Below are 22,814 nucleotides of genomic sequence, written 5' to 3' on the forward strand. Positions count from 1 at the left end.
CGTGCTGCCGTCCGAAGGCATCGTCGCCCTGGACAACGGCATCTACAAGATCTGGTTCGCCCGCAACTACAAGGCACACAAGCCCAACACCGTGCTGCTGGACAACGCCCTGGCGACCATGGGTGCCGGCCTGCCATCGGCGATGGCGGCGCACCTGGTGCACCCGGACCGCCCGGTGATCTCGGTGTGTGGCGACGGCGGCTTCATGATGAACAGCCAGGAGCTGGAAACGGCAGTCCGCCTGGGCATGCACATCACCGTGGTGATCCTGCGTGACGATGGCTACGGCATGATCCGCTGGAAGCAGGCCAACATGGGCTTCACCGATTTCGGCCTGGACTATGGCAACCCGGACTTCGTCAAGTACGCCGAAGCCTACGGTGCCAACGGCCACCGCGTGGAAAGCGCCGACGGCCTGCTGCCGCTGCTCGAGCACTGCATCAACACCCCAGGCGTGCACGTGATCGACTGCCCGGTCGACTACAGCGAGAACGACCGCATCCTCAACAGCGAGCTGCGTGAGCGCGCGCTGGCGGTGTAACGCCTGACAGGCCTGCGCCACTGCTGGCCTTTGTGCAAGGGCGGCCTTGTGTCGCGAAGGGCCGCAGCGCGGCCCCCGGTTAGCCAGTATCACTGCAGCAATTGCCGGGGGCCGCGCTGCGGCCCATCGCGACACAAGGCTGCTCCTACACGAGGTTGCGTTTCACCCCTTGCGCCGGTACCGGAGTCTTCTACGCTCTGAAGGGGGCAGGGGGAGCCGGTTTCATGGAGCGAAAGAGCGCGCAGTTGATTGGCATCCGCGGCCTGATGCTGATGCTGTTGTCAGCCAGTGTCCTGGTGACCCTGGCCACGTGTCTGGTTGTGGCCCATGGGGTGTTACGGGACGCGCTGATCCATTCGGCGCTGGAGTCCCATAAGGCCTACGCCTACAAAGTGGCGTCGGGCATCGATCAGTTCATCCATTCGGTGCACGAGCGCCTGCAATACAGCAGCCAGCTGATCGGCTCGGGTTTTACCGACCGTGCCCTGGTGCAAGCCGAAGTGACACGCCTGCAGGTGCAGGATTCCGAGCTGCAAATCGTGATCACGGCCGATGCTTCGGGGAACATCCTTGACGCTTACCCGCACCTGGACTTCGACAAAGCCGTGAAACTCGCCAACGCCGTCAGGCTAGCGGCAAGCGCAGGGCGCCCGTTGGTCAGCCAGGCGTTCATTTCCCCAGCGGGCCATTTCAGTGTGCTCATCTCCAACCCGGTACGCGACGGCGCAGGCAAGGTGCTTGGCTTGATCGGCGGGGTGGTCAACCTGCGTGAGGGCGGGGTCATGAGCAACCTGCTGGGTGGGCATCAACTGGCGGATGCATTTGCCTTCGTCGTGGATGAGAACCTGCAGATCCTGTACCACCCGGATGCAACCAGGCTGGGGGCGGTGCTGAGCTCCAGCGCGACGGCTCATGCTGCCTTGCGCGGCGGGCAAGAGGGAGAGCTGGTGACGACAGATTACCGGGGTATACCGATGTTGGCCGGGTATGCCGAGGTCAAGGGCGCGCACTGGGCAGTGGTCACCCAGCAACCGCGAGACAACGCGTTGTATCCGTTGCGTAACCTGATGCATGACATGTTGTTCAAGCTGCTTCCGGTGAGCCTGCTCGGGCTGGCACTGATGCTGGTGGTGTCCACCTGGGTCACGCGGCCGCTGCGCCAGCTGGCCAACAGTGCCCAACATGTTCCCGAGCTCGCTGCCAGCCGGGAATTGCATGCGGTGAACGCCTGGTATGCCGAAGCCGCGGCGATTCGCAGCGCACTGGTGTCGGGGATCCAGTCGCTGGACCAGAAGATCAGCAGCCTGAACCATGCTGCAGAGAGTGACCCGCTGACCGGCCTGGTCAACCGCCGGGGCATGAACGCTGCGCTGGCTGTCCTCGACACGCAGGCGCAGCCGTACTGCGCGCTGGCGCTGGATATCGACCACTTCAAGCGGGTGAACGATACCTGGGGGCACGATGTGGGAGATGTCGCCCTGCAGCATATCGCGGGCATTATCCAGTCCTGTTCCCGCGCAGGTGACCTGGCTTGCCGCGCCGGGGGAGAAGAGTTCTGCCTGTTGTTGCCGGATACTGGCCTGCAAATGGCCACCGAGATTGCCGAACGCATCCGCACGACGATCGCGACCAGCCCGCTGGACAAGGTAGGGGCCATGACGATTTCCATCGGGGTTGCCTGTCGCAGCTGCGCAGAGCAAACCTCCACCGCCATCCTCAAATGCGCCGACGAGCGCTTGTACAAAGCCAAGGAAACAGGGCGCAACCGCGTGGTCAGTGCGGATTGGCCGCTTGTCGATGAACAGCCCGCCTGAGTGTCGGGCAAGGCTGGCGCATTGCTTCGGGATACAGATGTTCTCCTGTCGGGTACCCCTTGCAGCCATACCGCTATCAATGCTCTCATCCCGCGCCCGGCCCGACTGGTACTGAACGATGACCCGCCCGCTGTTTGTTTCCATCGATGGGCCCAAGGGCACTGGCAAGACCACGCTGCTTGAGGCGGTTACCCAGGCCTTGAGGGTGGCCCGGCACAAAGTCATCCGGCTGAGCGAAAAGAACAGCGACCCCAGGCGGGGAGAAACCATGGCCTTGGTCAACCAGCTGGCCAGGCAGCCCTGCCGGGAGCTTGAGTTGAGCGTGTGCGAGCGCCTTGCCGAAAGCCGTGCCTGGATTTCCAGGCAGATCCTGCCGGCGCAACCACCGGGCAGCATCATTCTGATCGATCGCTGGTACCCGTCGGATGCCGCATTCCGTCGCACAGTGCCGTTCGCCGAGATCCTGCGGCTGAACATTGCGCGCAAGGTGCAAGTGCCGGATCTGCACGTCGGGGTGGTCACGGCCCCGGTTACCTCATGGGCAAGGGCGGCGGCACGAACGCGCGGGCTGGGCAGTACGGTGATGCACAGCCTGGACGAGCAGGTGGCCTGTACCGAGGCATTCGAGCGTGCGGTCGCGGAACACGGCTGGGTGCTGTGCCGTAATGAAGGGCCAATCGAGGACGCAACCCGGCAGATCGTGGCGGAGATCGACAGCCTGCTTCGGTCGGTCTCGCCGGAATTGACCGTCCTTGCAGTTACGGCCTATAGCCCGGCGGCACATGTATATTCCATATCGGTAGTTCAAAACGTTTTTATATTGCTATTTACTATTTAAAAACTTTTTGCCTACCGAGTAACCGCCGATGTCCGACCCGAAACCCCTATTGTTTGCCCTTTACGAACAGGCCAGTGTCGGCTGCGGTGGCGCACCGAGTCTCTGGACTCACCCGGCTGACGAACGCCTGGCGGCCAACACCTTCGAGTTCTGGGCCAACCAGGCCCGTATCGCCGACCAGGCCAACCTCGACATGTTGTTCTTCGCCGACGTACTGGGTTTCTACGACGTGTTCGGCGGTAATGCGGATGCGGCGGTCAAATGGGCCGTCGAGGCACCTGCCAACGACCCGTTGATGATCATCCCTGGGCTGGCCGCGATTACCCGGCACCTGGCGTTCGGTGCCACCGTTACCACCAGCTACGAACATCCGTTCACCCACGCCCGGCGGTTCAGCACGCTGGACCACATGACCAGTGGCAGGATCGGCTGGAACATCGTCACGTCGTATCTGTCCAGCGCGGCGCGCAATTTCGGCCTGGACCAGATGATCAGGCATGGCGACCGCTACGAGCGTGCCGAGGAATTCATGGACGTGGTCTACAAACTGTGGGAAGGCAGCTGGGCGGATGATGCTGTGGTTGCCGACAAGGCACGCCAGGTGTATGCCCAGGGGCACCGGGTCAAGCCTGTCGACCACGTCGGTGAACGTTACCGGGTGGCCGGGCCGCACCTCTGTGCGCCGTCACCACAGCGCACGCCCTTGCTGATTCAGGCAGGCTGGTCGGGCCGGGGGCGCGAGTTCGCCGCCAAACATGCCGAGCTGATATTCATCGCCAAGTCCGACCCCCACGAAATCCGCCAGGGCCTGGAAGAGATCTGGGCCATGGCCGAGGCGCGTGGCCGCGACCGCGGCGATGTGCAGTCATTGACGGTACTGCGCATTGTCACCGGCAAAACCGAGATCGAGGCGCAGCGCAAGTACGATCAGTTGCAAAGCCACTATCACCTGGAGGCCCAACTGGTCAGCTATGCCGGTGACACCGGCTTCGACCTGAGCCGCTATGCCGACAGTGATGCCCTGTCGAACCACACCGAAGGCCTGACTTCCTACATGATGCGCCCGGATGGCAGCGGCAAGCCGTTGACCGCTGGGGACGTCAGGAAGCGCTTTGCCAACGTCACGCGGGGCACCGACCTGATTCTGGTAGGTACGCCGCAGCAGGTGGCCGATCGCATCGAGGAGCATGCGCGCATTTCGGCTACCAGTGGCTACATGCTCAACCCGTTGACCAGCCCCGGGACGCTGGAGGATTTTGTCGAGTTGGTCGTACCAGAGCTGCAGAAGCGTGGGCTGTACCGGAGCCAACCACAGACCGGGACCTTCCGCTCCCGATTGAGAGCGGATGGTGCCAGCCGGTTGCCGCCTAATGCCTATGGGGCGTCATTCCGTTCGGCCTGGTGACGGCCTGGCGGTGAATGCCTGCGGGCGGCCGACGGGGCCGACTCAGGCAACGGGAATCGGGTTTTCGACCAGCGCCTGGTTGAACTGGTTGATCAGCGCGTGCTCGTTGATCCCCTGGTTGGCGCGCAGCGCGACGACCCGGTCCACCAGCACCTCGGTTGTCGCGGTCTCGAGCTTGACCAGGGTTTCTTCAATGAACGCATCGAGCGGCATGGCGCGTTCATCACCGCTTTTGTGAACCAGGTCGGTATCGACCCAAGGCGGGGCGATTTCCAGTACTTTCACGCTGGTGTCGCGCAGGCTGAAGCGTTGCGACAAGGAATAGGAGTGCAGGGCAGCCTTGCTCGCCGAATACAGTGCGGTGGCCGCCAGCGGCAAGTAGGCCAGCACCGAGCTGTTATTGATGATGTAGGCATCAGGTTGGCGTTTCAGGTGTTCCACGAAGGCCGCGCTGACCCTTACCGGGCCGAGCAGATTGGTCTGCAGCAGGCTCACCGCCTGGGCGTCGTCATAGTCACCCGATGCCGGGTTGTCGAAGGGCATGATACCGGCGTTGTTGATGATCACGTTCAGCGAAGGGTGGCGGCGGATGACCTCCTGGGCGACCTCCCTGATCTGCTGCGGGTCGTTGATGTCGAGCCGCACGGTATCGATACCGGGGTTGGCCTGGGCGATCTGGTCCAGCAGTGCCTGGCGGCGGCCGGCGACGATCACCTGGTTGCCACGCTGATGGAAAGCCTCGGCCAGGGCACGACCAATGCCCGAGGTGCCGCCGGTGATGAAAATGGTGTTGGCGCTGAGTTTCATGAGTGGTTTCCTTTACTGGTGATCAATTGGCGGCGTAACGCGGGGCCAGCCGGTTGCTGGACAACTGGCTGGACAGGGCCTGGCGGCTGGCTTCGTAGCGCTCGAACGCCCCGAGGTCATGCAGCGAGGGAATGGAAATCAGTTTGCCGGCGTCGAAATCCTGCAGGGCACCGTCCACCAGGTCCTCGGCCGACATCACGATGGCCGGGTCCAGGTTCTCGACCGGCAAGCCACCGATCTGCCAGAAGTCGGTCGCGGTGGCGCCGGGCAGTACCGCCTGGATCTGGATGCCTTGTTCGGCAAGTTCGTTGTGCAGGGAATGGCTGAACGCGGTGACATAGGCCTTGCTGCCGCCATAGACACCGTTGAGCCGCTCTGGGGTAAGGCTCACCACCGACGAGATGTTGATCACCGCACCTTGTCGACGAGCGACGAAGCCCGGCACGGCCGCGTAGGTCAGGCGGGTGAGGGCGGTGACGTTGAGGGTGATCATTTCGGCCATGCGCTCGACATCACTTTCCAGCAGGCTGGTATGGGTGCCGATGCCGGCGTTGTTCACCAGCAGGCTGATACTGGCGTCCTCGCGCAGCTTGCGCTCCACCTTGGCCAGGTCATCGGCACTGGCCAAGTCGGCCGGAAACACCTCTACATTCTGTCGGGTGGCAGTGGTAAGGCGGCTGGCCAGGTCGTTCAGGCGCTCCCGGTTACGCGCCACCAGTATCAGGTCGTAGCCGCGGCGGGCCAGGCGCTCTGCGTAGATCGCGCCGATTCCGCTGGAAGCGCCGGTGATCAGCGCGGTGCCTTTGAATTGCTGCGTCATGGTCATGCTCCGTGGTGGGGTTGCGGTGGAGCCATGATGACAAGGGTTACGTTTGTCTCAAACGACGTATATGGTACGCTTTCGAGACATTGCAACAGGAGTTCGACGATGCACCGGGTTGGCTATCTGATGACCGAAGGCTTCCAGATCATGTCCCTGGCAACCCAGGCGGTGTTCGAGTTTGCCAATATCGTCACCGGCGAAGCGGTCTACAGGATTCAGAACTTCTCCATCCAGGGCGGCACCGTGCGCTCCTCGCTGGGCATGCATATCGACACGCTGGCTTTGGGCGCTGCGGGCCTGGCCGACACCTGGATGGTCACTGGCACCCTGACGCCCTTGACGGTACCTGATGAGGCCGTGCTGGCCAGCGTGCGCGGCTTTGTCGAAGGCGCACGGCGCACCGCCGGGCTGTGCACCGGCACCTTCGTCCTGGCCCATGCGGGGGTGCTGGATGGGCGACGCGCGACAACGCACTGGGCCTATGCCAGGAAGCTGCGCGAGATGTGCCCACAAGTCGAGGTGGAGGAAGACCGCATCTTCATCGTGGATGGTTCTGTATGGACCTCCGCCGGCATGACAGCAGCCCTGGACATGGCGCTGGGCATGGTGGAAAAAGACCTGGGCGCCGAGGTGGCTCGGTCTGTGGCGCACAAGCTGGTCATGCACCAGCGCCGTTCGGGTGGGCAATCCCAGCATTCCGAGCTGCTGGCGTTGTCGCCCCGGTCGGACCGTATCCAGGCCGCGCTGGATTATGCCCGCAAGCATCTGGGCCGTTCGTTGAGCGTCGAGGAGCTGGCCGGGGTGGTGCATCTGAGCCCGCGTCAGTTTACCCGCGTATTCACCGCCGAAACCGGGCAATCACCGGCCAAGGCCGTGGAAAGCCTGCGCCTGGAGGCCGCGCGGTTGATGATCGAGCAGAGCCGGCATAGCCTCGATGTGGTTGCCAGGGAGACCGGCTTCAGGGACCGGCGGCACATGCGCGAGGTGTTCATCCGCGGTTTCGGCGTGCCGCCGCAAGCAGTGCGGCGGGATGCCAGGCGTGTCGTTTCTGCGTGAACAACAGGGCGCCAGAGGCCCTTCACATCGAACCAGGAGAGAGCACATGGCAGCTGTCGAACAGAACAAGCTGTATTTCGAAGACCTTGCGGTGGGGGCGTCTTTCACCAGCGAGTCTTATGAAATGACCACCGAGCGCATTTTGCACTTCGCCGCCGAGTTCGATCCGCAGCCCTTTCATACCGATGCCGAAGCGGCGCAGGCGAGTTTTTTCAAAGGCCTCGCGGCAAGCGGATGGCATACGGCGGCAGTGACGATGCGTTTGCTGGTTGCAAGCGTGCCGCTGGCTGGTGGGCTGATCGGTGCTGGCAGCGAGATCAGCTGGCCACAGGCCGTGCGCCCGGGCGACAGATTGCGCGTGACGACGACGGTGAAGGAGCTTACCGCTTCCAAGTCCCGGCCTGAGCGGGGCATGGCGCTGCTGGAAAGCGAAACCTGCAATCAGCACGGCGCCGTGTGCCAGCGCAGCTTGGCCCGGGTGCTGGTGTTTCGCCGCGAGCCTGGCTAGGGCGCAACCGGATTCGGGGCGATCGATGATCGCCCCGTTTGCGCTTCAGCGACGCTCCTTCAGGGTTTCGAAGGCTTGGACGCGCTTGATCAGGCTGTGCTTGCTGGCGGAACTGGCACTGTTGAACAGGAACGAGAAGTCCGAGGCCAGCGAGCTGCTGCCGGCAATCGTCGCGTACTGATGGCACTGGTTGCAGTCATCACCCTGCACATAGGTTTCCAGGGTGGTGTTGGCCACCGGCACGTTGCCCTGGCTGATGTACGCCCCGTACGACAACGGCACCGGTGCGTTGGCGCCTGGTTCCGGGCTGGGCGGGGTGGGCGCGAGGGTCCAAAGCACGTTGATCAGTTTGTAATACTGGAACACCGACTTGCCCTGGCTGTGCTGCGCGAAGTTGGTTTGCACTGCACCGTTGAGCGCTTGCAGGTCGCTGGGCACAGGATGCTCGCGAGTGGTCTGCACTGGCTGGTCACGTGGGAACAGATCGGTGCAGTCCCGGTCAGGGTGGTGTTGCTTGCACTGGATACGAGGCTCGTTCGGTTGACACTCAGGGCCGCTGCCGCAGTCCGGGTTGTTGAAGGCGAAGCCGTTCGGTGGGGTTTGTTGCGGCGGTACCTGACCCGGCTCGGGTACGTTGTCGACCTGCTCGAAGGTGGTCCAGATGAAGTTCGGCGAAGCCTGGGTCTTGTTGATGATATGCAGGCCCACCAGTCCCACCACTTCCTGGTTGCACACTAGCGTGTCAGGGCGCTTGAGCCAGGCGACAGTGGTCAGGTAGCGCCCGTACAGTTCGGGTTTGCCGGTCAGTATGCGCCAGGCGGCCTTGAGTTCGATGGCGCCGAGTTGTTCCTGCGGCACCGGGGATGGCGGTAGCGAGCGCATCGGTTCGCCAATGGGCAGCGACAGCCCTTCCGGCGTATTGCCGTCGGCGTTTTGCGCGACCTTCAACTGGTTGGCGGCGTCATACAGCCCCTTGCCGACGATATAGTCGAACTCGGCCTTGCCCACCTTGCGTTCAAAGAACACCAGGTTGCCCGCCTGGTCGGTCAACCAGCCACCGGACGCCTCCATGACCGGGTCCGGAATGGACGCGAGCGTCCCGCTGGACAGGTGGAAACCGTGCACGGCATTGATCGCGCCTTCGGATGTGGCGTTCATGAACTTTCGGGCACCCACCTTGAGGGCCTTGAGGCTGCCCTGGGTGCTACAACCGGACGGCACCAGGGTTTGCACGCCCCAACCGCTGGGCTTGGGCGCGCCGGGCAGGAAGATATCGTTGGCGTCTTTGTAGCTGGCCCATACCGGCGCCACGCTCATGGGTTGCCCAGGTTCGGAGGGCACACCGAACTGCGCCAGGGTACTGTTCATGTCGGGTTCACCGGCCAGGCTGGCAGTGGCTGGCCAGCCGGGGTTCACCGGCCAGTTCAGGGCAATGAACAGCTGCCAGGCAAAACAGTTCATGAATGCCTGGTTGCTGGCATTGAAGTTGTTGACCGGCAGAAATCCGCCGCTGGCCGGGTTGAATACCAACTGTTGCTGTACACAGGCATCGGCGTCCGACATTGGCGCCGCCGTGGCGGCTGGCAGGGTCGACAGGCACAGCAGCATGCCGCTTAGCAGCGACAGAAGGCACAAGCGTAACCTGGACATCATTGCGCTCCTTGCAAGCAGGGAAGCCGCACCCGAAGGTGCGGCGATAGTGGGCGTGCTTCAGGCACCTGGCACCAGCGCCAAGCCGGATTCCCACGGGTGGTCTGCTGCGCTCACGTTCCCGTCTTCGCCCGGATTGAGGGCACGCACCGTCACCAGGCCGGGGGCGGCGCTGGGGCTGACCGTGATGGTCACGACGTAGGCCTGGGTGCCGCCCGCATTGGTCTGCCCGGGAATGGCCGAGGCGTCAGGCAGGAACTGGGTGACCTGCGCGCTGATGCCAGGGTTGGAGAACTGCACCCTGGCACTCTGCGCCGTGGTGTTCGGGTCGGCGCCTTGTACCACCAGCACGAACTGGTTGCTGCTGCCCGGCGCAAGCCAGGCCGGCAGGTCGGTGGGTGACTGGCCGTAGAACAGGTCCAGCGGCAGCAACTGCACCGGCCAGGGCTGCAGGCCCGTCACCCGCTCCTGCACGCAGGGGAAGGATGGAGGGGTGGTGGCGGGCGGTAGAGCACTGACGCTCAGGCCCACCAGCAGTTGTTGGGCGATGACCCACACATAGTCGACCGGTTGCTTGTTGATCGTGATTTCGTTGATCGAGAAGCCTGCGCTTTCCGGCACTTCGAACACGGCCTGGAGGATTTGGTCGGAGCCGTTGGCGGCCGACTTGGCAGTGCCGCGCGTAACCCGCCAATACTGGCTCACATCCTGGCCTTGCGGGCCTTTCCAGGTGCTGAAGTCGGTGGGTTGCTGCAGGTACAGGCCAATCGGATTGGTCAGTGACAAGCGGTTGTTCACTGCCTTGGAATTGGCCATGAAACCGATGTGCGGGTCGGAGTTGCGATAGTTCTGCCCATACTGGGCGCAGCAGATCAGCGACTGGGCGTTCTGGCTGCTGGTCACCGGGCGCAGGATGGTAGCGGCGGCGGCCAGGTACACCTCGGCGCTGAGGGTGTTGGGGCCGGAGGTCAAGTGCATGGCCCCGCCAAACTGGCCGGGCACACAGGCCGTGCCGGCATTCCACTTGTTCACCGTGTCATAGGCCGGCAGGCCGGTGGTGGGGTCGATGACCGGGTCGCCAGCCTTGCCGGTCGGGCAATCGACGGTGTAGCGCAGGTACAGGTCTTCGAGCTGCACGTTGGGGTCGATGTATTCACGGTACAGGCCCAGCACGGCGTTCGGGTCGATGCGCCACATGGCCAGGTAGTACGCCGGGTTTTCGCAGGTGAAGGTAATCTTGCGCATGTTGCCGTTGGCGTCGCGCACGATCGACCACTCGCAGTATTCATCAAGCCAGCCGCGTGGGCCGGAGGGTGAGAACGCGGTGTACTTGCCGTTCCAGTCGATGCTGGGGCAGCGTTTGGCCGGCAGTTGCAGCAGGGTGCCTTTGTTGTCCGGGTCGTACAGCGTGTAGAGGGTGTCGTTGAGGGTGATCTGGCCGTAGTCGGCCAGCTCCATTACCTGTTGCAGGGTCATGGCTTTGCCGCCCAGTTGGGGAACGACCGCCGCACCGTTGTTGTAGAAGAACGTCCACAGCCGGTTGGGGAAGGGCGCCCAGGTGATCGCCGGCACAACCACATCACCGAAACCTTCCACCAGCGGGTTGTAGTAGCCCGAGCGTGGGGCGTCGTACAGGCTCGACCACGGGTTGCCGATGATGGACGATTCGGTCCAGCCGGTGAGGTAGTTGTTCCAGTCGCTCTCGAACTGCGGCAGCTGGTCTTCCAGGCCCAGCTTGTTGTAGTCCTCGGGCGCTTGTTCGGCGGGAGAGGTGAACTGGTTGAAGGGCGTGCTCATGTCGGTTCTCCAGGTGCGGGTGAGGTGGAAACGGAGCAGCAGCCGGCGACCGGAGGTGGGCCGGCGAGGGTTTGGCGTGGGTCGTCCCACACCAGTTGGGCGATGAAACCGGGCAGGTGGGTGTATTCGTCAGGCGTCAGCACGCGGCCACTGTCGGGATGGGTCACCAGCAGCGACACCTGCACCGCATCGGCAGGGCCAAGGCCCAGCGCAGCGGCGTTGCGGGCCGCATTCAATGCGCGCGACACGCCATGCCTGATACAGCGGCCCTTGTCGTCCTCCAGGCCCATGCCGATGCGGCTGAAGCGCCCCACGTAGTGAGGGTTGTCGGCGCTGACGTGTAGTGCGGTGGCGTCGGGCTGATCGAGAAACACGTCGATCAGATAGGTGTCGTGGGTGCAGCGCACATGATCGAACACCACCCACGGGCCGGGCCCTGCAGCGCCATTTGCCACGGTGCCGGCCACTGCGCCGTGCTCGCAACAGGCGTGGCGAGTCGGCTTGCGCGTGCCAAATTGTGGCGCCACCGGCACGCCGTAGTCGTAGCCGATATGCCGGCTGTCCTGGGCCATGTCGCCCAGCGTGGTGTAGCGCCAGGCGTCGGCGCTGGTAAAGGTGACCTGCGTGGCGTCGCGGCCTGAAAATGGCTGCAACAGGCACTGCGTGGTGAATTGCGCCCCCGGATTGGCCCTGATCCAGACCTCGAGCATGCGGTCGATATTGGCGTGATAGGAGCAGAACACCGGGTCGAAGGCGGTGTAGGCGTTGTCGGCCATGTCGCCGCCGATCCAGCCGTGATAGTTGTCGTGGGGTTGCTCGTACAGGCCGTCGAAATTGAGCGCACGATTGGGGTAGAGGCGGTCTTCCTGGGGCGGGTCGAACACCGGAATGTTGGCCCAGGGATAGCCGGGTACACCCTGTGGCTGGCTGAAGGTAGTGAACTTCAGGGCGTCCACCACCTGTTGCTGGAAAACCCGGCTCATGCCGTACAAGCGGGTGCGCTCCAGGCGCGATTCTTCACCACGGGTGTAGAACAGCGGATTGCGCTGCACATAGCGGCAGTCCGGTTCATTGGCCGCGCCACTGGCGCAAGCCTTGGACCGCCCGTCTTTGGCCGCTGCGTAACGCAGCGGGTTGCGCCGGGTCTCGCCGCTGTGCGGATGCACGTATGTTTCGTCGAGAAAGGCCTGGGGCAGGCCGGCCTGTGGGCTGCCGTCTACGCTGGCATCTTCGGCCATCCAGTCCCAGTAGGGGATGGCGCAGTCGATCAGTTGTTCCAGGTACAACAGGTACGCCCGGTGCCACAGGGCGAACGCCTCCTGGTAATGCAGGCACCAGTTGGTATGGATGTAGGCGTAGCGTTGCCACGGCGAACCGCTGTCGGGGTCGCCCACCTGCATCACGTCATCCAGGCGGGCGCGGTACAGGTTGAGTTCCTCGAGGCTCAGTGCGCGGATGTCCTGCCGTACCCGCTTGACCGGGTGCGGCAGGTCTGGCGGCGGAATACGCTCGGCCACATCGAAGGGCGAACTGGCGTCGAGACGCCAGCCCTGGTTGACCCACAAGCGGAAGGTTTCCAGCGCATCGATGGGCCAGAACTGCTGCTGGTCGAGGGTCAGCGGCATGTTGCGCGAGGCCAGGTGCTGGTAGATGGTTTCTGACCAGGCCTTGACCGACGCCGGGTCGTCCAGGTAGACGAAATAGCCGTTCATGCAGCCGATCCAGGAGGCTGACACGGCCGCCCGCTGCGCGGCAGGAATCCAGTAGGGGGCGGTAAAAAGGTTGTATATGTCCGCCGTCCACGTCGGTTTAGCAATGATCATGAGGTCCCTCTCCTGCGCCCTGGAGGCCAGATCTGGCCGGGCTGCTAAGCTGAGTTGATGTTAGAGGGCCAGCGCGCAGGGAATCGTGCAACTTGGCGCGTCCGTGCGGCGGATTCATTGCATTTTTTCAAGGAAGACACGGGAAAAATGACAGACGCCATGGATCTGAAGATTCTGGGAAAGCTGCAAAAGGATTGCTGCCAGAATCTGGATTTGCTCAGTGACAGCATCGGGCTGTCTTCCACCAGTTGCTACCGGCGGATCCGGCGCCTGGAAAGCGCCGGCATCATCAAGGCCAAGGTCGCGATACTGGACGAGCGCAAGCTGGGCATTCAGGTGACGGCCTTTTTTCTGGTCAAGCTGGACCGCGACAGCAACGACATCGACCGCAAGATGCAGCACATCCTGGCCAGCCACCCGGAGATCCAGGACTGCTACCTGATGACCGGCGAGTTCGATTTCGTCATGGTGGCCAAGTTTCGTGACGCCACCGAATACACCGACTACATCTACCGGTTTCTCGACACCTACCGGGAAATTCCGATTCGTACCTATTCATCGACCTTGGTGGTACGGACGGTGAAGAAGTCCTATGAGTTGCCGTTGGCGGGAGGGTGGCAGCACGCCGTCGATATCTGAAGGTCAGGGGGGGGGGCGACAAAGGCCCATAGGGCAAGCACTGATGCAGCTCGACAGGCCATTTAAGAGGTGCCTGCTGGCTCCTCGCGCTCAGAGGTACATCCTTTGGCCTGCCGAAGCTCGATCCGCGTTCAATTTCGGCGCCTGATCAAATTCCCGGCTCGGCATTGTGACAAGCGAAGGCTGTGCGGGAATCTGCAATGTCGCTACCCTTGGGCCCTTACGCCCAGCTCAAGAATTATCCACTGTGAAGAAAATAGTTCGGGTTGATGACCTTCAGGTCTTCGTCACCACAGCCTCTGCAGGAAGTTTCTCGGCAGCGGCCAGGTTGCTGGATATCTCGCCAGCACTGGCCAGCGGGGCCGTCCAGCGTCTGGAGGGCAGCCTGGGCGCCAGGCTGTTCGTGCGCTCCACGCGGCGTTTGCGCCTATCGGACGATGGCGAGCGATACCTGGCCCATGCTCGCCAGGCCCTGGAGGCTCTGGGTAACGGTGAGGTTGCCCTGACCGAGGGGCGCGATGAAATCGCCGGCGTGCTGCGCCTGTCCATGCCTTCGGATATCGGCAGAAATGTGCTCCTGCCCTGGCTTGACGAGTTCCAGCAATCGCATCCCAGGTTGCTGCTGCAACTGCGGGTCAGCGATCAGGTGGCTGACCTTGTCGGCCAGCAACTGGACGCGAGTATCCGATACGGCCAGCTTGCCGATTCCAGCCTTGTCTCGCTGATGCTCGCTGCGAAAAATCGCCGAACGGTGTGCGCTTCACCCGGCTATATCGCTCGACATGGCGCGCCAGCCACCCTGGAAGACCTGGCCAGGCACAACTGCCTGCGCTATGTGATGGGCGAACAGACCTACGAGCGATGGAGCTTCGATACGCACGACGGACTCAGGACCATCCCCGTGACCGGTGATCGCGTCAGCGACGACGCCGATATCGTAAGGCGCTGGGGCGTTGCAGGATTTGGCATCGTCTACAAATCCAGGCTGGACGTTCTGGCGGACCTGCGCGCAGGGCGCCTGATCGAGCTGTTCCCTGGTGATTACGGTCAACCCGCGCCCTTGCAGCTGGTGTGCGCTCACCGAACATCGCTCACGCCCGCTGTCCAGGCGCTGAGGGCGTTCCTGGCGGAGCGTTTCGAGCAACTCCTGGCGGGTAACGGAGGAGGATGACGGGGCTGGTGGCCCCGTCACGCCATGGCGCCGTGTCAATACGTCCGGGCGGGCCCGGCGTCGACTTTCACCCGCATCAGGCTGTAGGGCTTCACGCGTTTGTCTTGCCCGTCGTTGAAGCCTGCCGACCGATGCAGTTGGTTGGCGGTGAAGTAAAGGTATCCATCCGGGCCGATGGACAAGGTATCCGGCCAAAGCACCCGGGAATCCTCGACCAGGGTCTCCCAGCTGCCATCGGCGTGGCGTTTGCGAATAGCGTTATGTTCGTAATCGCCAGCATAGACAGCGCCATTGGCATCGGCTTCAAGTCCGTCCGAAGCACCTTTCTCACCCAGGTCGACAACCGCTTGTTCAAGCTCGGCGTCGCTTATTGAAGGATCGCGCAACAACTGCGTGGGCACTGAGTAAAGATGTCGACTCGACAACGGGCAGAAATAGAGGGTCTGGCCGTCGCTGGAAAGTGCGATACCGTCGGAAGCCACGGTCAACAGACCAGCCTCACCTCTGGCGTTACGCGTGACCAGTGCCGGTTTGCCTTCCACGACCGGAACGAATGCAGGGTCCGCCGAAGTGGACTTGGCGCCGCTCAGGCGCCGTACGGCATTGCCGCTGGCAAGATCGACGACAATGATCCCGCCCGGGCCGCTGACCGAAGAGTCCGTGACATAGGCCGTACCTTCACCACCCACCCGAAAATCGAAGCGGACATCGTTCACATAGGTGCTCGGCAGGATGACCGACCCGGGGAATACCACCGTTTTCACAGGCTTGTTGGTGGCCAGGTCGATGGCGACCAGTTTCGCGCCGCCCCGTGTGGGTTGGGCGAACTTCGGCGCAGCCGTGTCGAGAACCCAGACACGGCCTTTGCCGTCGGCAACCACGCTTTGCACACTGATGAAGTTTTTTGCCGGATGCGCAAGATCAGCCACATTGGTCTGCAGGTCAGGGTAGGGCACCAGTCGCCCTTGAGCGATTTCTGCCACTGTATACGGAACGTCATCACCCCACCTCGGGAAGTTCACGAATATCCGCCCCGTTTCGCTCACCGTCACGCCGGTCGGCATCGCCCCGTTGAAGGTGTAGACGCGTTCGAGGCGTGCCCCGGTGCCGCTGGCACTGTCGGCGAGCGCCACACCATTGAGAGTGACGGCCAGTGCCAGGCCAGCCATCTTGAACCATGCGTTCATTGTCCAGTCCTTGTGTGGATGAATGATCAGAAGCCTTCCAGGACAATCTTGCCTTTCGCCTTGCCGCTTTCGATCAGCGCGTGGGCCCGTTTGAGGTTGCTGGCACTGATGCTGCCGAAATGTTCGCCAACGGTAGTGCGGATAACCCCGTCGTCGATCAGTGACGATATCTTTTCCAGCAGTTGGTGCTGCTTGATCATGTCTTCGGTCTGGTACAGCGAGCGGGTGAACATCAGCTCCCAATGCACCGACAGCGACTTGCGCTTGAACGGCACCACATCCAGCTGCGCCGGGTCGTCGATCAGCGCGAGCTTGCCTTGCGGGCGCAATACTTCGACGATCTGCGCCAGGTAGCTGTCGGTGTGGGTCAGGCTTATCACGTAGTCCACCGGGTGCAGCCCGAGTTGCTGCAGTTGCGGGGCGATGGCTGCCGAATGGTCGATGACGTGATGCGCGCCGAGCTCAGTGACCCATGCCTGGGTTTCAGGGCGCGAAGCGCTGCCGATCACCTGGAGCTGGGTGAGCTTGCTGGCGAGCTGCAGCAGGATCGAGCCGACACCGCCGCTGGCGCCGATGATCAGCAGGCTCTGACCGGCACCGCCATTTTCCTCTACACCCAGGCGGTCGAACAGCAGCTCCCAGGCCGTGATCGAGGTCAGTGGCAAGGCGGCGGCGCTGGCGTTGTCCAGCGTACGCGGCTTGTGCCCGACGATGCGCTCGTCGACCAGGTGAAACTCGCTGTAGGTACCAGGGCGATCGATTGCGCCGGCATAGAACACTTCGTCGCCAGGCTGGAACAACGATACCTCGGCGCCGACTTCGCGAACGATACCCACTGCATCCCAACCCAACACTTGAGGGCGGTCGCCGCCACGGCTGGCTCTGACCTTGGTGTCGACCGGGTTGACCGCGATGGCCTTGACTTCGACCAGCAGATCCCTGGCGCCCGGCGTCGGCTTGGGCAGTTCGTGCTCGAACAGCGACTGCGAGTCTTCAATCGGAAGGCCTGGGATGTCGTAGACGATGGCTTTCATTCGGAGGTGTCCTTGCAGGTGAGAAGTGGTGACAGGCTAGCCGTTGGGCGTTTTCTGAAAAACAAGGTGATTGCCGGAAGACTTTCCGCGTTTTGCTGAAAATCTGAATGCTGGCGCCCGCGTTGATTCGCAGCGTCCAGGCCTCTGGTTCGGGCTCGCTGTGCTGCTGGGGACATGTGAGGCGGCATCCAGTTGATACTGTCGCCAGCCGCGTGCGTTATCACCTTTCGGGATGGTAGCCACCAATGGCCATCGCAGCTCTTAGGGCCGCCAGGTGAGTCAAGCCCTGCGGAAGGTTGCCCAGATACTGCCCCGTCTGCGGATCGACCATCTCCGAGTAGATGCCTACCCCGTGGGCTAGCCCTTTCAAAGCGTCTGAATAGGTGGCCACCGCGCGCTCCTGGTCACCCAGAATGGCCCAGGCTTCGATCAACCAGAAAGTGCAGGCCAGGAAGCAACCTTCCTCTCCCTGTGCATCGGTGTAGCGATAGTGGAAAGCGCCGGCTTTGAGATCATGGTCGAGGGCGTCCAGCGTGCTGCGTAGACGTTTCTTGCTGGGGTAGCCGAACCTGACGGCCAATGCCAGCGAGGCATCCAGCCGCGCGCTGTGTGGATGGAAAACATAGGCCTGGCGTTCCTCATTCCAGCAGTGCACCTCAATCCATTCCTGGATACGCTGCCGCTCGCGATCCCAGCGTTCCCGGCAGGTGGTGGGAAGATGGCCTCCATCTGCCAGTTCGATGGCTCGGCTCAAGGCTTGCCAGCAACTGATCTTGGACATCGTGTAGTGCTGCTTTTCCGGCAATTCCCAGATACCGGCGTCCTGCTGGCGCCAACCGTCGGCGCACTGGTCGGCAAGGCCTGAGAGGAGCATGGCGCTCGGGCCATCGAGAATGTTGCCGCTGTCGATGAAGCAGCGCGCTGTTTCGAAGATGTCACCGAACACCCCGTGTTGAAGTTGGTCGCGGGCGTCGTTGCCGACAACGGGTGGCGAGTTCTTGTAGCCAGGCAGAGCGACCGGGCGCAGGCAATCACCGATTGCACCGTCGAGGGTATAGAACACCCGCGGCCCATGTTCATCCAGCCGGCGCAATAGCCAGGTAAAAGCAGCCTTGGCTTCTGGCTGAGCGCCGATGCCCAGAAATGCTTCGATGGTGTAGCCGGCATCGCGTATCCAGGCGAAGCGGTAGTCGTAGTTCTTGCCGCCGCCAATCCGTTCGGGAAGGGACGAGGTCGCTGCCGCCATGATCGAACCACTCGGAGAGGACAGCAGCAGTTTGAGGGCCAGCGCATTTCGGATGACCTGGGCCTGATACGGGCCGTCGTAGAGCAGCCCCCTTGACCATTGGCACCACTCCCGATGCGAGCCGTCGATGCGTTCATCGATCAGGGCCAATGGCGGTACCACCAGCGGCTCATCACGCCCCGCGATGATTGCGACCACCGAGCGTTGTCCCGCAGCAAGGCGAAGTACAGCACGGACGCCCATGTCGTCCTTGCGTTGGATGTGCACATGATGGTCGTGCAGGAACATGCCGAGTATTCGGCCCGCATGAAAAACGCAGGCATTGTCATTCGGTGCCACGTAGGGGCTTACCGTGTCGGCTTGGGTTCCGAAGTCGACGGCGATCTCGAAGTCGACCCTACCCTCGATACCTTCGATGCGCCTGGCAAGTTCGGCCCAGGGCAAACGCCCGGCAGGGCCGCTGTTCAAGGACTCGGTCAGCCGCGCACGACCGTCGTCGGTCGTGAAGAGTGTCTCGAGGACGTTGCTGCCTGGCAGGTAGCGCCGCTCAGCAACGAACGGCTGGTTGGGGGTAATGGAAAAGTAGCCTCCTGTTTGCGGAGCCAGCAGCTTGTCGAACAGGGGTGGTGAGTCCATGTGCGGCACACACCACCAGTCGATGGAACCGTCCAGACCAGTCAGTGCCACAGAGCGCCCATCGCCGAGCGCAGCATACTGCTCCAGGGGCAACCATCCACCCTCATCTCGCTGAGCTGCACCCTGTTGAGTCTCTACCGGTTCTCTTTCCATCGGTGTGCCTTCGATATCACCTGTTCTGATTCCGACACGGCTATCCGGCGTCTGGTTCGCCTTGTGTGAGCGCTGCGCAAATAGAGGAAAATGAACTTTGTCCGCGCTCGGGCTTCCCTTGTTCAAAGGCTGAAATTCCGGAGCGCAAGATGAAGAAAGAGAGGGACAGGCAGAAGGCAGGCGCGCAGACGAAGCCGCATGGGGAAGAGGAACGAGACAACGATGCCCATCGTCCGGATGGATCCACGGGTACAGCCCATGATTCGACAGCGCAGAAAACGGCCCGTGATCACGTTCAGCACAAACGCTGATACTGCCATGCAAAAAGCGAAGGCTCGCCAGCACGGCGAGCCTTTCGCCAAGGATCGTCGCTAAAGGATCGGTTTGCCGCCAGTCACTGCGTAACGTGAACCACTGATGTAACTGGCCTCGTCGGAGCCCAGCAGCACGTAGATCGGCGCGACTTCGACCGGCTGCCCCGGTCGCCCCATCGGATAGCTGGAGCCAAAGTTCCTGACGGCCTCGTCCGGCATGGTTGCCGGAATCAAAGGCGTCCAGATAGGGCCTGGCGCGACGCTGTTGACCCGAATGCCTTTCTTGCCAAGCAGTTGAGCCAGGCCAGCAGTGAAGTTGGCAATGGCCCCTTTGGTCGCGGCATAGGCCAGCAGGCTGGGGGACGGATCGTCGGAATTGACCGAGCTCGTATTGATGATCGAACTGCCCTTGGGCATGGAAGGCAGTGCCGCCTGGCAGATACGGAAGATGGCGGTGATATTGGTATCGAAGGTCTTCACCCATTCATCATCATCAATCTCTTCCAGGGACTCATGGGCCATCTGAAACGCCGCGTTGTTGACCAGGATGTCGATACGCCCGAACTGGCTCACTGTCTTTTCGACGATGTCGTAGCAGTGCTGTTTCTGCGCCAGGTCTCCGGGTAAAAGCAGGCATTGACGGCCTGCGGCTTCGACCCAGCGTGCGGTTTCTTGCGCGTCTTCATGTTCATTCAGATAAGCGATGGCGACGTCGGCACCTTCACGGGCATAGGCAATCGCTACGGCCCGTCCGATGCCGCTGTCTGCTCCGGTAATCAGTGCAATCTTGCCTTCGAGGCGATTGTGGCCGGTGTACGACTGCTCACCACAATCCGGGTGGGGCTCCATCTTGCGCTGTGAGCCAGGGACACTCTGAGGCTGAGAAGGAAACGGCGGGGTAGGGAAGTCTCGCATGGTAGAAGCTCCTGCAGTTGAGAACATTCATACCGGTTCGAGAGGCCTGGCCCCGGCGTGTTGGTTTCAATCTGCAGTTGGTACGACGAGCGGTGCGGGACATCATTGCAACAGAATTCCACGCCCCATCGCCTGTTCTACCTCACCCAGGTCCAAACTCATCCCGTAGCTCGGAGGCCAATCCTCATAACCCTGGATGTTCAGCATGGGCACAACACGCTTCGCCTTACGAGACTGCAGGCACGTCGTACATGCCTGTCGCTGCCGCCATCAGCGTATCCGCGCGCGGGCAGGCGTCAGCGCCAGGCGAGCGCTGCCATCGCCATGCTGATTCAAAGAATCTTGTGTTGTGCTATGGGACCGCGACGAAGGCGGCGATAATGGGGGCGATTCCCAGGGGCCATGCCATGCTGATCATCTCCAATAACGTACATCTGCCAGATGCCGAAATCGAACTGAGCTACATTCGCGCGCAGGGCGCGGGTGGGCAGAATGTCAACAAAGTGTCCAGCGCTGTGCACCTGCGCTTCGACATCCCGGCCTCATCCTTGCCCGAGTTCTACAAGGAGCGGCTGCTGGCGCTGCGTGACAGTCGCATCACCGGCGACGGCGTGTTGATCATCAAGGCGCAGCAGTACCGCACCCAGGAACAGAACCGTGCTGACGCACTGGCGCGTCTTGCCGAGTTGATCATCGCTGCCGGCAAGACCGAGAAGAAACGCCGCCCCACCAAATCGACCCTCGGCTCGAAGACCCGCCGCCTCGAGGGGAAAGCCAGGCGCAGCACGGTCAAGGCGGGGCGGGGGAAGGTGGATTTCTAGTGCTTGTAGGAGCGGCCTGTAGGCGCGCAGACACCCGCGCCGTTGCTTGACCGGGTACATGGCTTCCTCAGCGCATTTCAGCCACGTTTCAGTGGTGCTCGCGTGCTCAGGCGCAATCGCAAAGCCAATGCTCGGTAGTGATGGCCTTTTGCAATCAACGAAATCCCTCTAGAATCCGCATCGACTTCATGTGAAGCAACTTATTGATCTTGCAAGGAAGATGAAATGCGATTTGTAAAATTCCTGGGGCTTGCCTTGGCTGTCAGCCTCGGTGGATGCGCGAGCTTCACCAAGGATGAGGTAGCGCCTGTGGAACTGCCGTCGATGGCCAGCTACGCGAACAAGCCGAACGTCTATGTGGATTTTGACTTTTTTCAGGGCGATCCCAGTAGCGCTAATGAAGTACCGCAAGCTCGAGACATGTTTAAACCAGAGCTCAAGCGTGCGTTCATCGAATCAGGCCTTTTTGGCCATGTGACCTTTGATGAGTTCGAGAAGCAACCTGGCGATTACAACCTTCGACTCAAGGTCTACAACCATGCGCCTGGTGGTGGGCAGATGGTGCTCGCCTTCATCAGTGGTTTCACGTTCACGATCATCCCGGCATTGGCAACAGACCAATACACCATGAGCCTGGAAACCTTGGACGACCGTGGTCAGTCGCTTGGCAAGAGCAGCAACCATGACGCGATCAATACGTGGATGGGAATCTGGTTCCTGCCACTCGTAGGTAACACCCCGAAAGCAGCGGTTACCGATACTTTCAATCGGCAGGTGAATGCACTGCTGAAGGACTGGTTCGAGAGCAATCGCCTGAAGTATTCCGCTGTCGATACACCTGTCCCACGCAGCTGAGGCGTTGAGAAATGAGCCGCGACTGCGGCTCTATTTCCGTGTTTATTTCAAGGCCTGGATGAACTGCGGGTCGGTATAAAGGGTCTTGAGCAGGTTTTGCAGCATCGGGTTGTAGTTGTTCGCTGCAGCGGGTATGGCGATCGGGCCGAAAAAGCTGCTGTTCCAGTCCTGCTGCACCTGTTTCGTGGTTTCATACAACACCACATCGCCCTTGCGCACAGTGAAGTGAGCGGCCAGCTCACCATGGCCGTTGGCTACACCAGAATTGAGTTGACTCTTGATCAATTGGATTTGTAGCTGTCGATCGGCGCGCGGATCAAGCAGGCCGGCATGACGGAGTTCGTCATTGATCGCGGCTTGAATGTGCAGGGGAACGCTACCTTCGGGTGAAGATATCGGGTTCAGGCGAACCATGAGCGAGTCCTGGCCGGCGTCAGCTGCAACCTGGGCCTCTTGCACCGGCTGCAGTGGCGCATTCTGCTTGAGCTGTTGAACGTTCTGGAAGTTGGGCTCATAACGGGCCATGGTCACACCACACCCCTGCAGTAACAGAGCACAGAGGGGGAGGGTCAGGTAGCGCTTCTTCACGGCAGGTCCTTGCGTGAGGGGGAGAAAGCACGATTATCAATTGGTGGCCTTGTGCTATCAAGTCTTGACAGGCAAATGACTGCACGGAACGGCCGGAACGATACACGTCAGTAAAACCCGGCTGCCCTCACGAGCGGTTTCAAGTAGATAAAATGCGCCGTAGAGCGGACGGTTGCGCATGACAGCTTTCGAC

Annotated in this window: 19 protein-coding genes and 1 pseudogene; 10 read left to right on the forward strand and 10 right to left on the reverse strand. The window is 61.8% G+C overall.

What is annotated here, in order from left to right:
- The 4 genes and pseudogenes from QSV36_RS23810 to QSV36_RS23825 form a co-directional block, all read left to right on the forward strand.
- Positions 1–541 (forward strand): thiamine pyrophosphate-dependent enzyme (locus QSV36_RS23810; RefSeq protein WP_289135154.1); only part of this gene is annotated, 541 nt, incomplete at its 5' end.
- Between the two features lie 224 nt (positions 542–765).
- Positions 766–2,355 (forward strand): GGDEF domain-containing protein, encoded by a 1,590-nt coding sequence (locus QSV36_RS23815; protein ID WP_289135157.1) that lies wholly within the window; start codon positions 766–768, stop codon positions 2,353–2,355.
- A 118-nt stretch (positions 2,356–2,473) separates the two neighbouring features.
- Positions 2,474–3,082: pseudogene (locus QSV36_RS23820) on the forward strand (dTMP kinase); the annotation flags it as partial.
- A gap of 139 nt (positions 3,083–3,221) precedes the next feature.
- Positions 3,222–4,598 (forward strand): LLM class flavin-dependent oxidoreductase, encoded by a 1,377-nt coding sequence (locus tag QSV36_RS23825; RefSeq protein ID WP_289135161.1) that lies wholly within the window; start codon positions 3,222–3,224, stop codon positions 4,596–4,598.
- A gap of 42 nt (positions 4,599–4,640) precedes the next feature.
- Here the strand turns inward: QSV36_RS23825 and QSV36_RS23830 are convergent, their stop codons facing one another.
- Both QSV36_RS23830 and QSV36_RS23835 read right to left on the reverse strand, forming a co-directional pair.
- Complete coding sequence (locus QSV36_RS23830; RefSeq protein WP_289135163.1) at positions 4,641–5,405, reverse strand: SDR family oxidoreductase; 765 nt, start codon at positions 5,403–5,405, stop codon at positions 4,641–4,643.
- Between the two features lie 22 nt (positions 5,406–5,427).
- A complete protein-coding gene (locus tag QSV36_RS23835; RefSeq protein WP_289135166.1) occupies positions 5,428–6,225 on the reverse strand; it encodes an SDR family NAD(P)-dependent oxidoreductase in 798 nt (265 codons plus the stop codon).
- A 108-nt stretch (positions 6,226–6,333) separates the two neighbouring features.
- On the opposite strand from QSV36_RS23835, the gene QSV36_RS23840 reads away from it, so the two are divergent.
- Complete coding sequence (locus QSV36_RS23840) at positions 6,334–7,284, forward strand: GlxA family transcriptional regulator (RefSeq protein ID WP_289135169.1); 951 nt, start codon at positions 6,334–6,336, stop codon at positions 7,282–7,284.
- 46 nt (positions 7,285–7,330) lie between these two features.
- Positions 7,331–7,792, forward strand: coding sequence for a MaoC family dehydratase (locus QSV36_RS23845; RefSeq protein ID WP_289135172.1), 462 nt, complete (start codon positions 7,331–7,333; stop codon positions 7,790–7,792).
- A gap of 45 nt (positions 7,793–7,837) precedes the next feature.
- Here the strand turns inward: QSV36_RS23845 and QSV36_RS23850 are convergent, their stop codons facing one another.
- Genes QSV36_RS23850 through QSV36_RS23860 form a run of 3 tightly spaced genes read right to left on the reverse strand, consistent with a single transcriptional unit; the run spans position 7,838 to position 13,062 of the window.
- Entirely contained in the window at positions 7,838–9,442 is a 1,605-nt protein-coding gene (locus tag QSV36_RS23850) for a hypothetical protein (RefSeq protein ID WP_289135175.1), read from the reverse strand.
- 60 nt (positions 9,443–9,502) lie between these two features.
- On the reverse strand, positions 9,503–11,239 hold the full coding sequence (locus tag QSV36_RS23855) for a DUF8225 domain-containing protein (protein ID WP_289135178.1): 1,737 nt from the start codon (positions 11,237–11,239) through the stop codon (positions 9,503–9,505).
- On the reverse strand, positions 11,236–13,062 hold the full coding sequence (locus QSV36_RS23860) for a tyrosinase family protein (RefSeq protein ID WP_289135180.1): 1,827 nt from the start codon (positions 13,060–13,062) through the stop codon (positions 11,236–11,238). Before QSV36_RS23860 ends, QSV36_RS23855 begins: the two co-directional genes overlap by 4 nt.
- 159 nt (positions 13,063–13,221) lie before the next feature.
- Between QSV36_RS23860 and QSV36_RS23865 the strand changes: the two genes are divergently transcribed.
- Both QSV36_RS23865 and QSV36_RS23870 read left to right on the forward strand, forming a co-directional pair.
- Positions 13,222–13,701 carry an Lrp/AsnC family transcriptional regulator gene (locus QSV36_RS23865; RefSeq protein WP_289135181.1) on the forward strand — a complete coding sequence of 160 codons (480 nt, stop codon included), beginning with the start codon at positions 13,222–13,224 and terminating at the stop codon, positions 13,699–13,701.
- Positions 13,702–13,957: 256 nt separating this feature from the next.
- Positions 13,958–14,872 (forward strand): LysR family transcriptional regulator, encoded by a 915-nt coding sequence (locus QSV36_RS23870; RefSeq protein ID WP_502945767.1) that lies wholly within the window; start codon positions 13,958–13,960, stop codon positions 14,870–14,872.
- A 35-nt stretch (positions 14,873–14,907) separates the two neighbouring features.
- Here the strand turns inward: QSV36_RS23870 and QSV36_RS23875 are convergent, their stop codons facing one another.
- From QSV36_RS23875 to QSV36_RS23890, 4 genes are all read right to left on the reverse strand, one after another.
- Positions 14,908–16,059: an L-dopachrome tautomerase-related protein gene (locus tag QSV36_RS23875; RefSeq protein WP_289135186.1), complete on the reverse strand. Its 1,152-nt coding sequence runs from the start codon at positions 16,057–16,059 to the stop codon at positions 14,908–14,910.
- 26 nt (positions 16,060–16,085) lie between these two features.
- The gene (locus QSV36_RS23880; protein WP_289135190.1) at positions 16,086–17,093 is read right to left on the reverse strand and encodes a zinc-binding alcohol dehydrogenase family protein; all 1,008 of its coding nucleotides are present in this window, start codon (positions 17,091–17,093) and stop codon (positions 16,086–16,088) included.
- A gap of 220 nt (positions 17,094–17,313) precedes the next feature.
- Positions 17,314–19,068, reverse strand: a complete 1,755-nt coding sequence (locus tag QSV36_RS23885; protein ID WP_289135738.1) for a glycoside hydrolase family 15 protein — start codon at positions 19,066–19,068, stop codon at positions 17,314–17,316.
- A gap of 431 nt (positions 19,069–19,499) precedes the next feature.
- On the reverse strand, positions 19,500–20,357 hold the full coding sequence (locus QSV36_RS23890) for an SDR family oxidoreductase (protein ID WP_170029777.1): 858 nt from the start codon (positions 20,355–20,357) through the stop codon (positions 19,500–19,502).
- 407 nt (positions 20,358–20,764) lie between these two features.
- Between QSV36_RS23890 and arfB the strand changes: the two genes are divergently transcribed.
- On the forward strand, positions 20,765–21,178 hold the full coding sequence (gene arfB, locus QSV36_RS23895) for an alternative ribosome rescue aminoacyl-tRNA hydrolase ArfB (protein ID WP_289135192.1): 414 nt from the start codon (positions 20,765–20,767) through the stop codon (positions 21,176–21,178).
- A gap of 225 nt (positions 21,179–21,403) precedes the next feature.
- A complete protein-coding gene (locus QSV36_RS23900) occupies positions 21,404–22,033 on the forward strand; it encodes a hypothetical protein (protein ID WP_289135194.1) in 630 nt (209 codons plus the stop codon).
- A 42-nt stretch (positions 22,034–22,075) separates the two neighbouring features.
- On the opposite strand, the gene QSV36_RS23905 is transcribed toward QSV36_RS23900, so the two are convergent.
- Positions 22,076–22,621, reverse strand: coding sequence for a hypothetical protein (locus tag QSV36_RS23905; protein WP_289135198.1), 546 nt, complete (start codon positions 22,619–22,621; stop codon positions 22,076–22,078).
- Positions 22,622–22,814: the final 193 nt, after the last annotated feature.

This window comes from Pseudomonas sp. BCRC 81390 (genome assembly GCF_030341915.1).
Lineage (GTDB): Bacteria > Pseudomonadota > Gammaproteobacteria > Pseudomonadales > Pseudomonadaceae > Aquipseudomonas.

Coding starts and splice junctions, on each gene's coding strand:
- QSV36_RS23900 (WP_289135194.1), top strand. CDS start 21,404: ATGCGATTTGTAAAATTCCTGGGGCTTGCCTTGGCTGTCAGCCTCGGT.
- QSV36_RS23830 (WP_289135163.1), bottom strand. CDS start 5,405: ATGAAACTCAGCGCCAACACCATTTTCATCACCGGCGGCACCTCGGGC.
- QSV36_RS23815 (WP_289135157.1), top strand. CDS start 766: ATGGAGCGAAAGAGCGCGCAGTTGATTGGCATCCGCGGCCTGATGCTG.
- QSV36_RS23845 (WP_289135172.1), top strand. CDS start 7,331: ATGGCAGCTGTCGAACAGAACAAGCTGTATTTCGAAGACCTTGCGGTG.
- QSV36_RS23835 (WP_289135166.1), bottom strand. CDS start 6,225: ATGACGCAGCAATTCAAAGGCACCGCGCTGATCACCGGCGCTTCCAGC.
- QSV36_RS23840 (WP_289135169.1), top strand. CDS start 6,334: ATGCACCGGGTTGGCTATCTGATGACCGAAGGCTTCCAGATCATGTCC.
- QSV36_RS23850 (WP_289135175.1), bottom strand. CDS start 9,442: ATGTCCAGGTTACGCTTGTGCCTTCTGTCGCTGCTAAGCGGCATGCTG.
- QSV36_RS23860 (WP_289135180.1), bottom strand. CDS start 13,062: ATGATCATTGCTAAACCGACGTGGACGGCGGACATATACAACCTTTTT.
- QSV36_RS23825 (WP_289135161.1), top strand. CDS start 3,222: ATGTCCGACCCGAAACCCCTATTGTTTGCCCTTTACGAACAGGCCAGT.
- QSV36_RS23880 (WP_289135190.1), bottom strand. CDS start 17,093: ATGAAAGCCATCGTCTACGACATCCCAGGCCTTCCGATTGAAGACTCG.
- QSV36_RS23875 (WP_289135186.1), bottom strand. CDS start 16,059: ATGAACGCATGGTTCAAGATGGCTGGCCTGGCACTGGCCGTCACTCTC.
- QSV36_RS23855 (WP_289135178.1), bottom strand. CDS start 11,239: ATGAGCACGCCCTTCAACCAGTTCACCTCTCCCGCCGAACAAGCGCCC.
- arfB (WP_289135192.1), top strand. CDS start 20,765: ATGCTGATCATCTCCAATAACGTACATCTGCCAGATGCCGAAATCGAA.
- QSV36_RS23890 (WP_170029777.1), bottom strand. CDS start 20,357: ATGCGAGACTTCCCTACCCCGCCGTTTCCTTCTCAGCCTCAGAGTGTC.
- QSV36_RS23865 (WP_289135181.1), top strand. CDS start 13,222: ATGGATCTGAAGATTCTGGGAAAGCTGCAAAAGGATTGCTGCCAGAAT.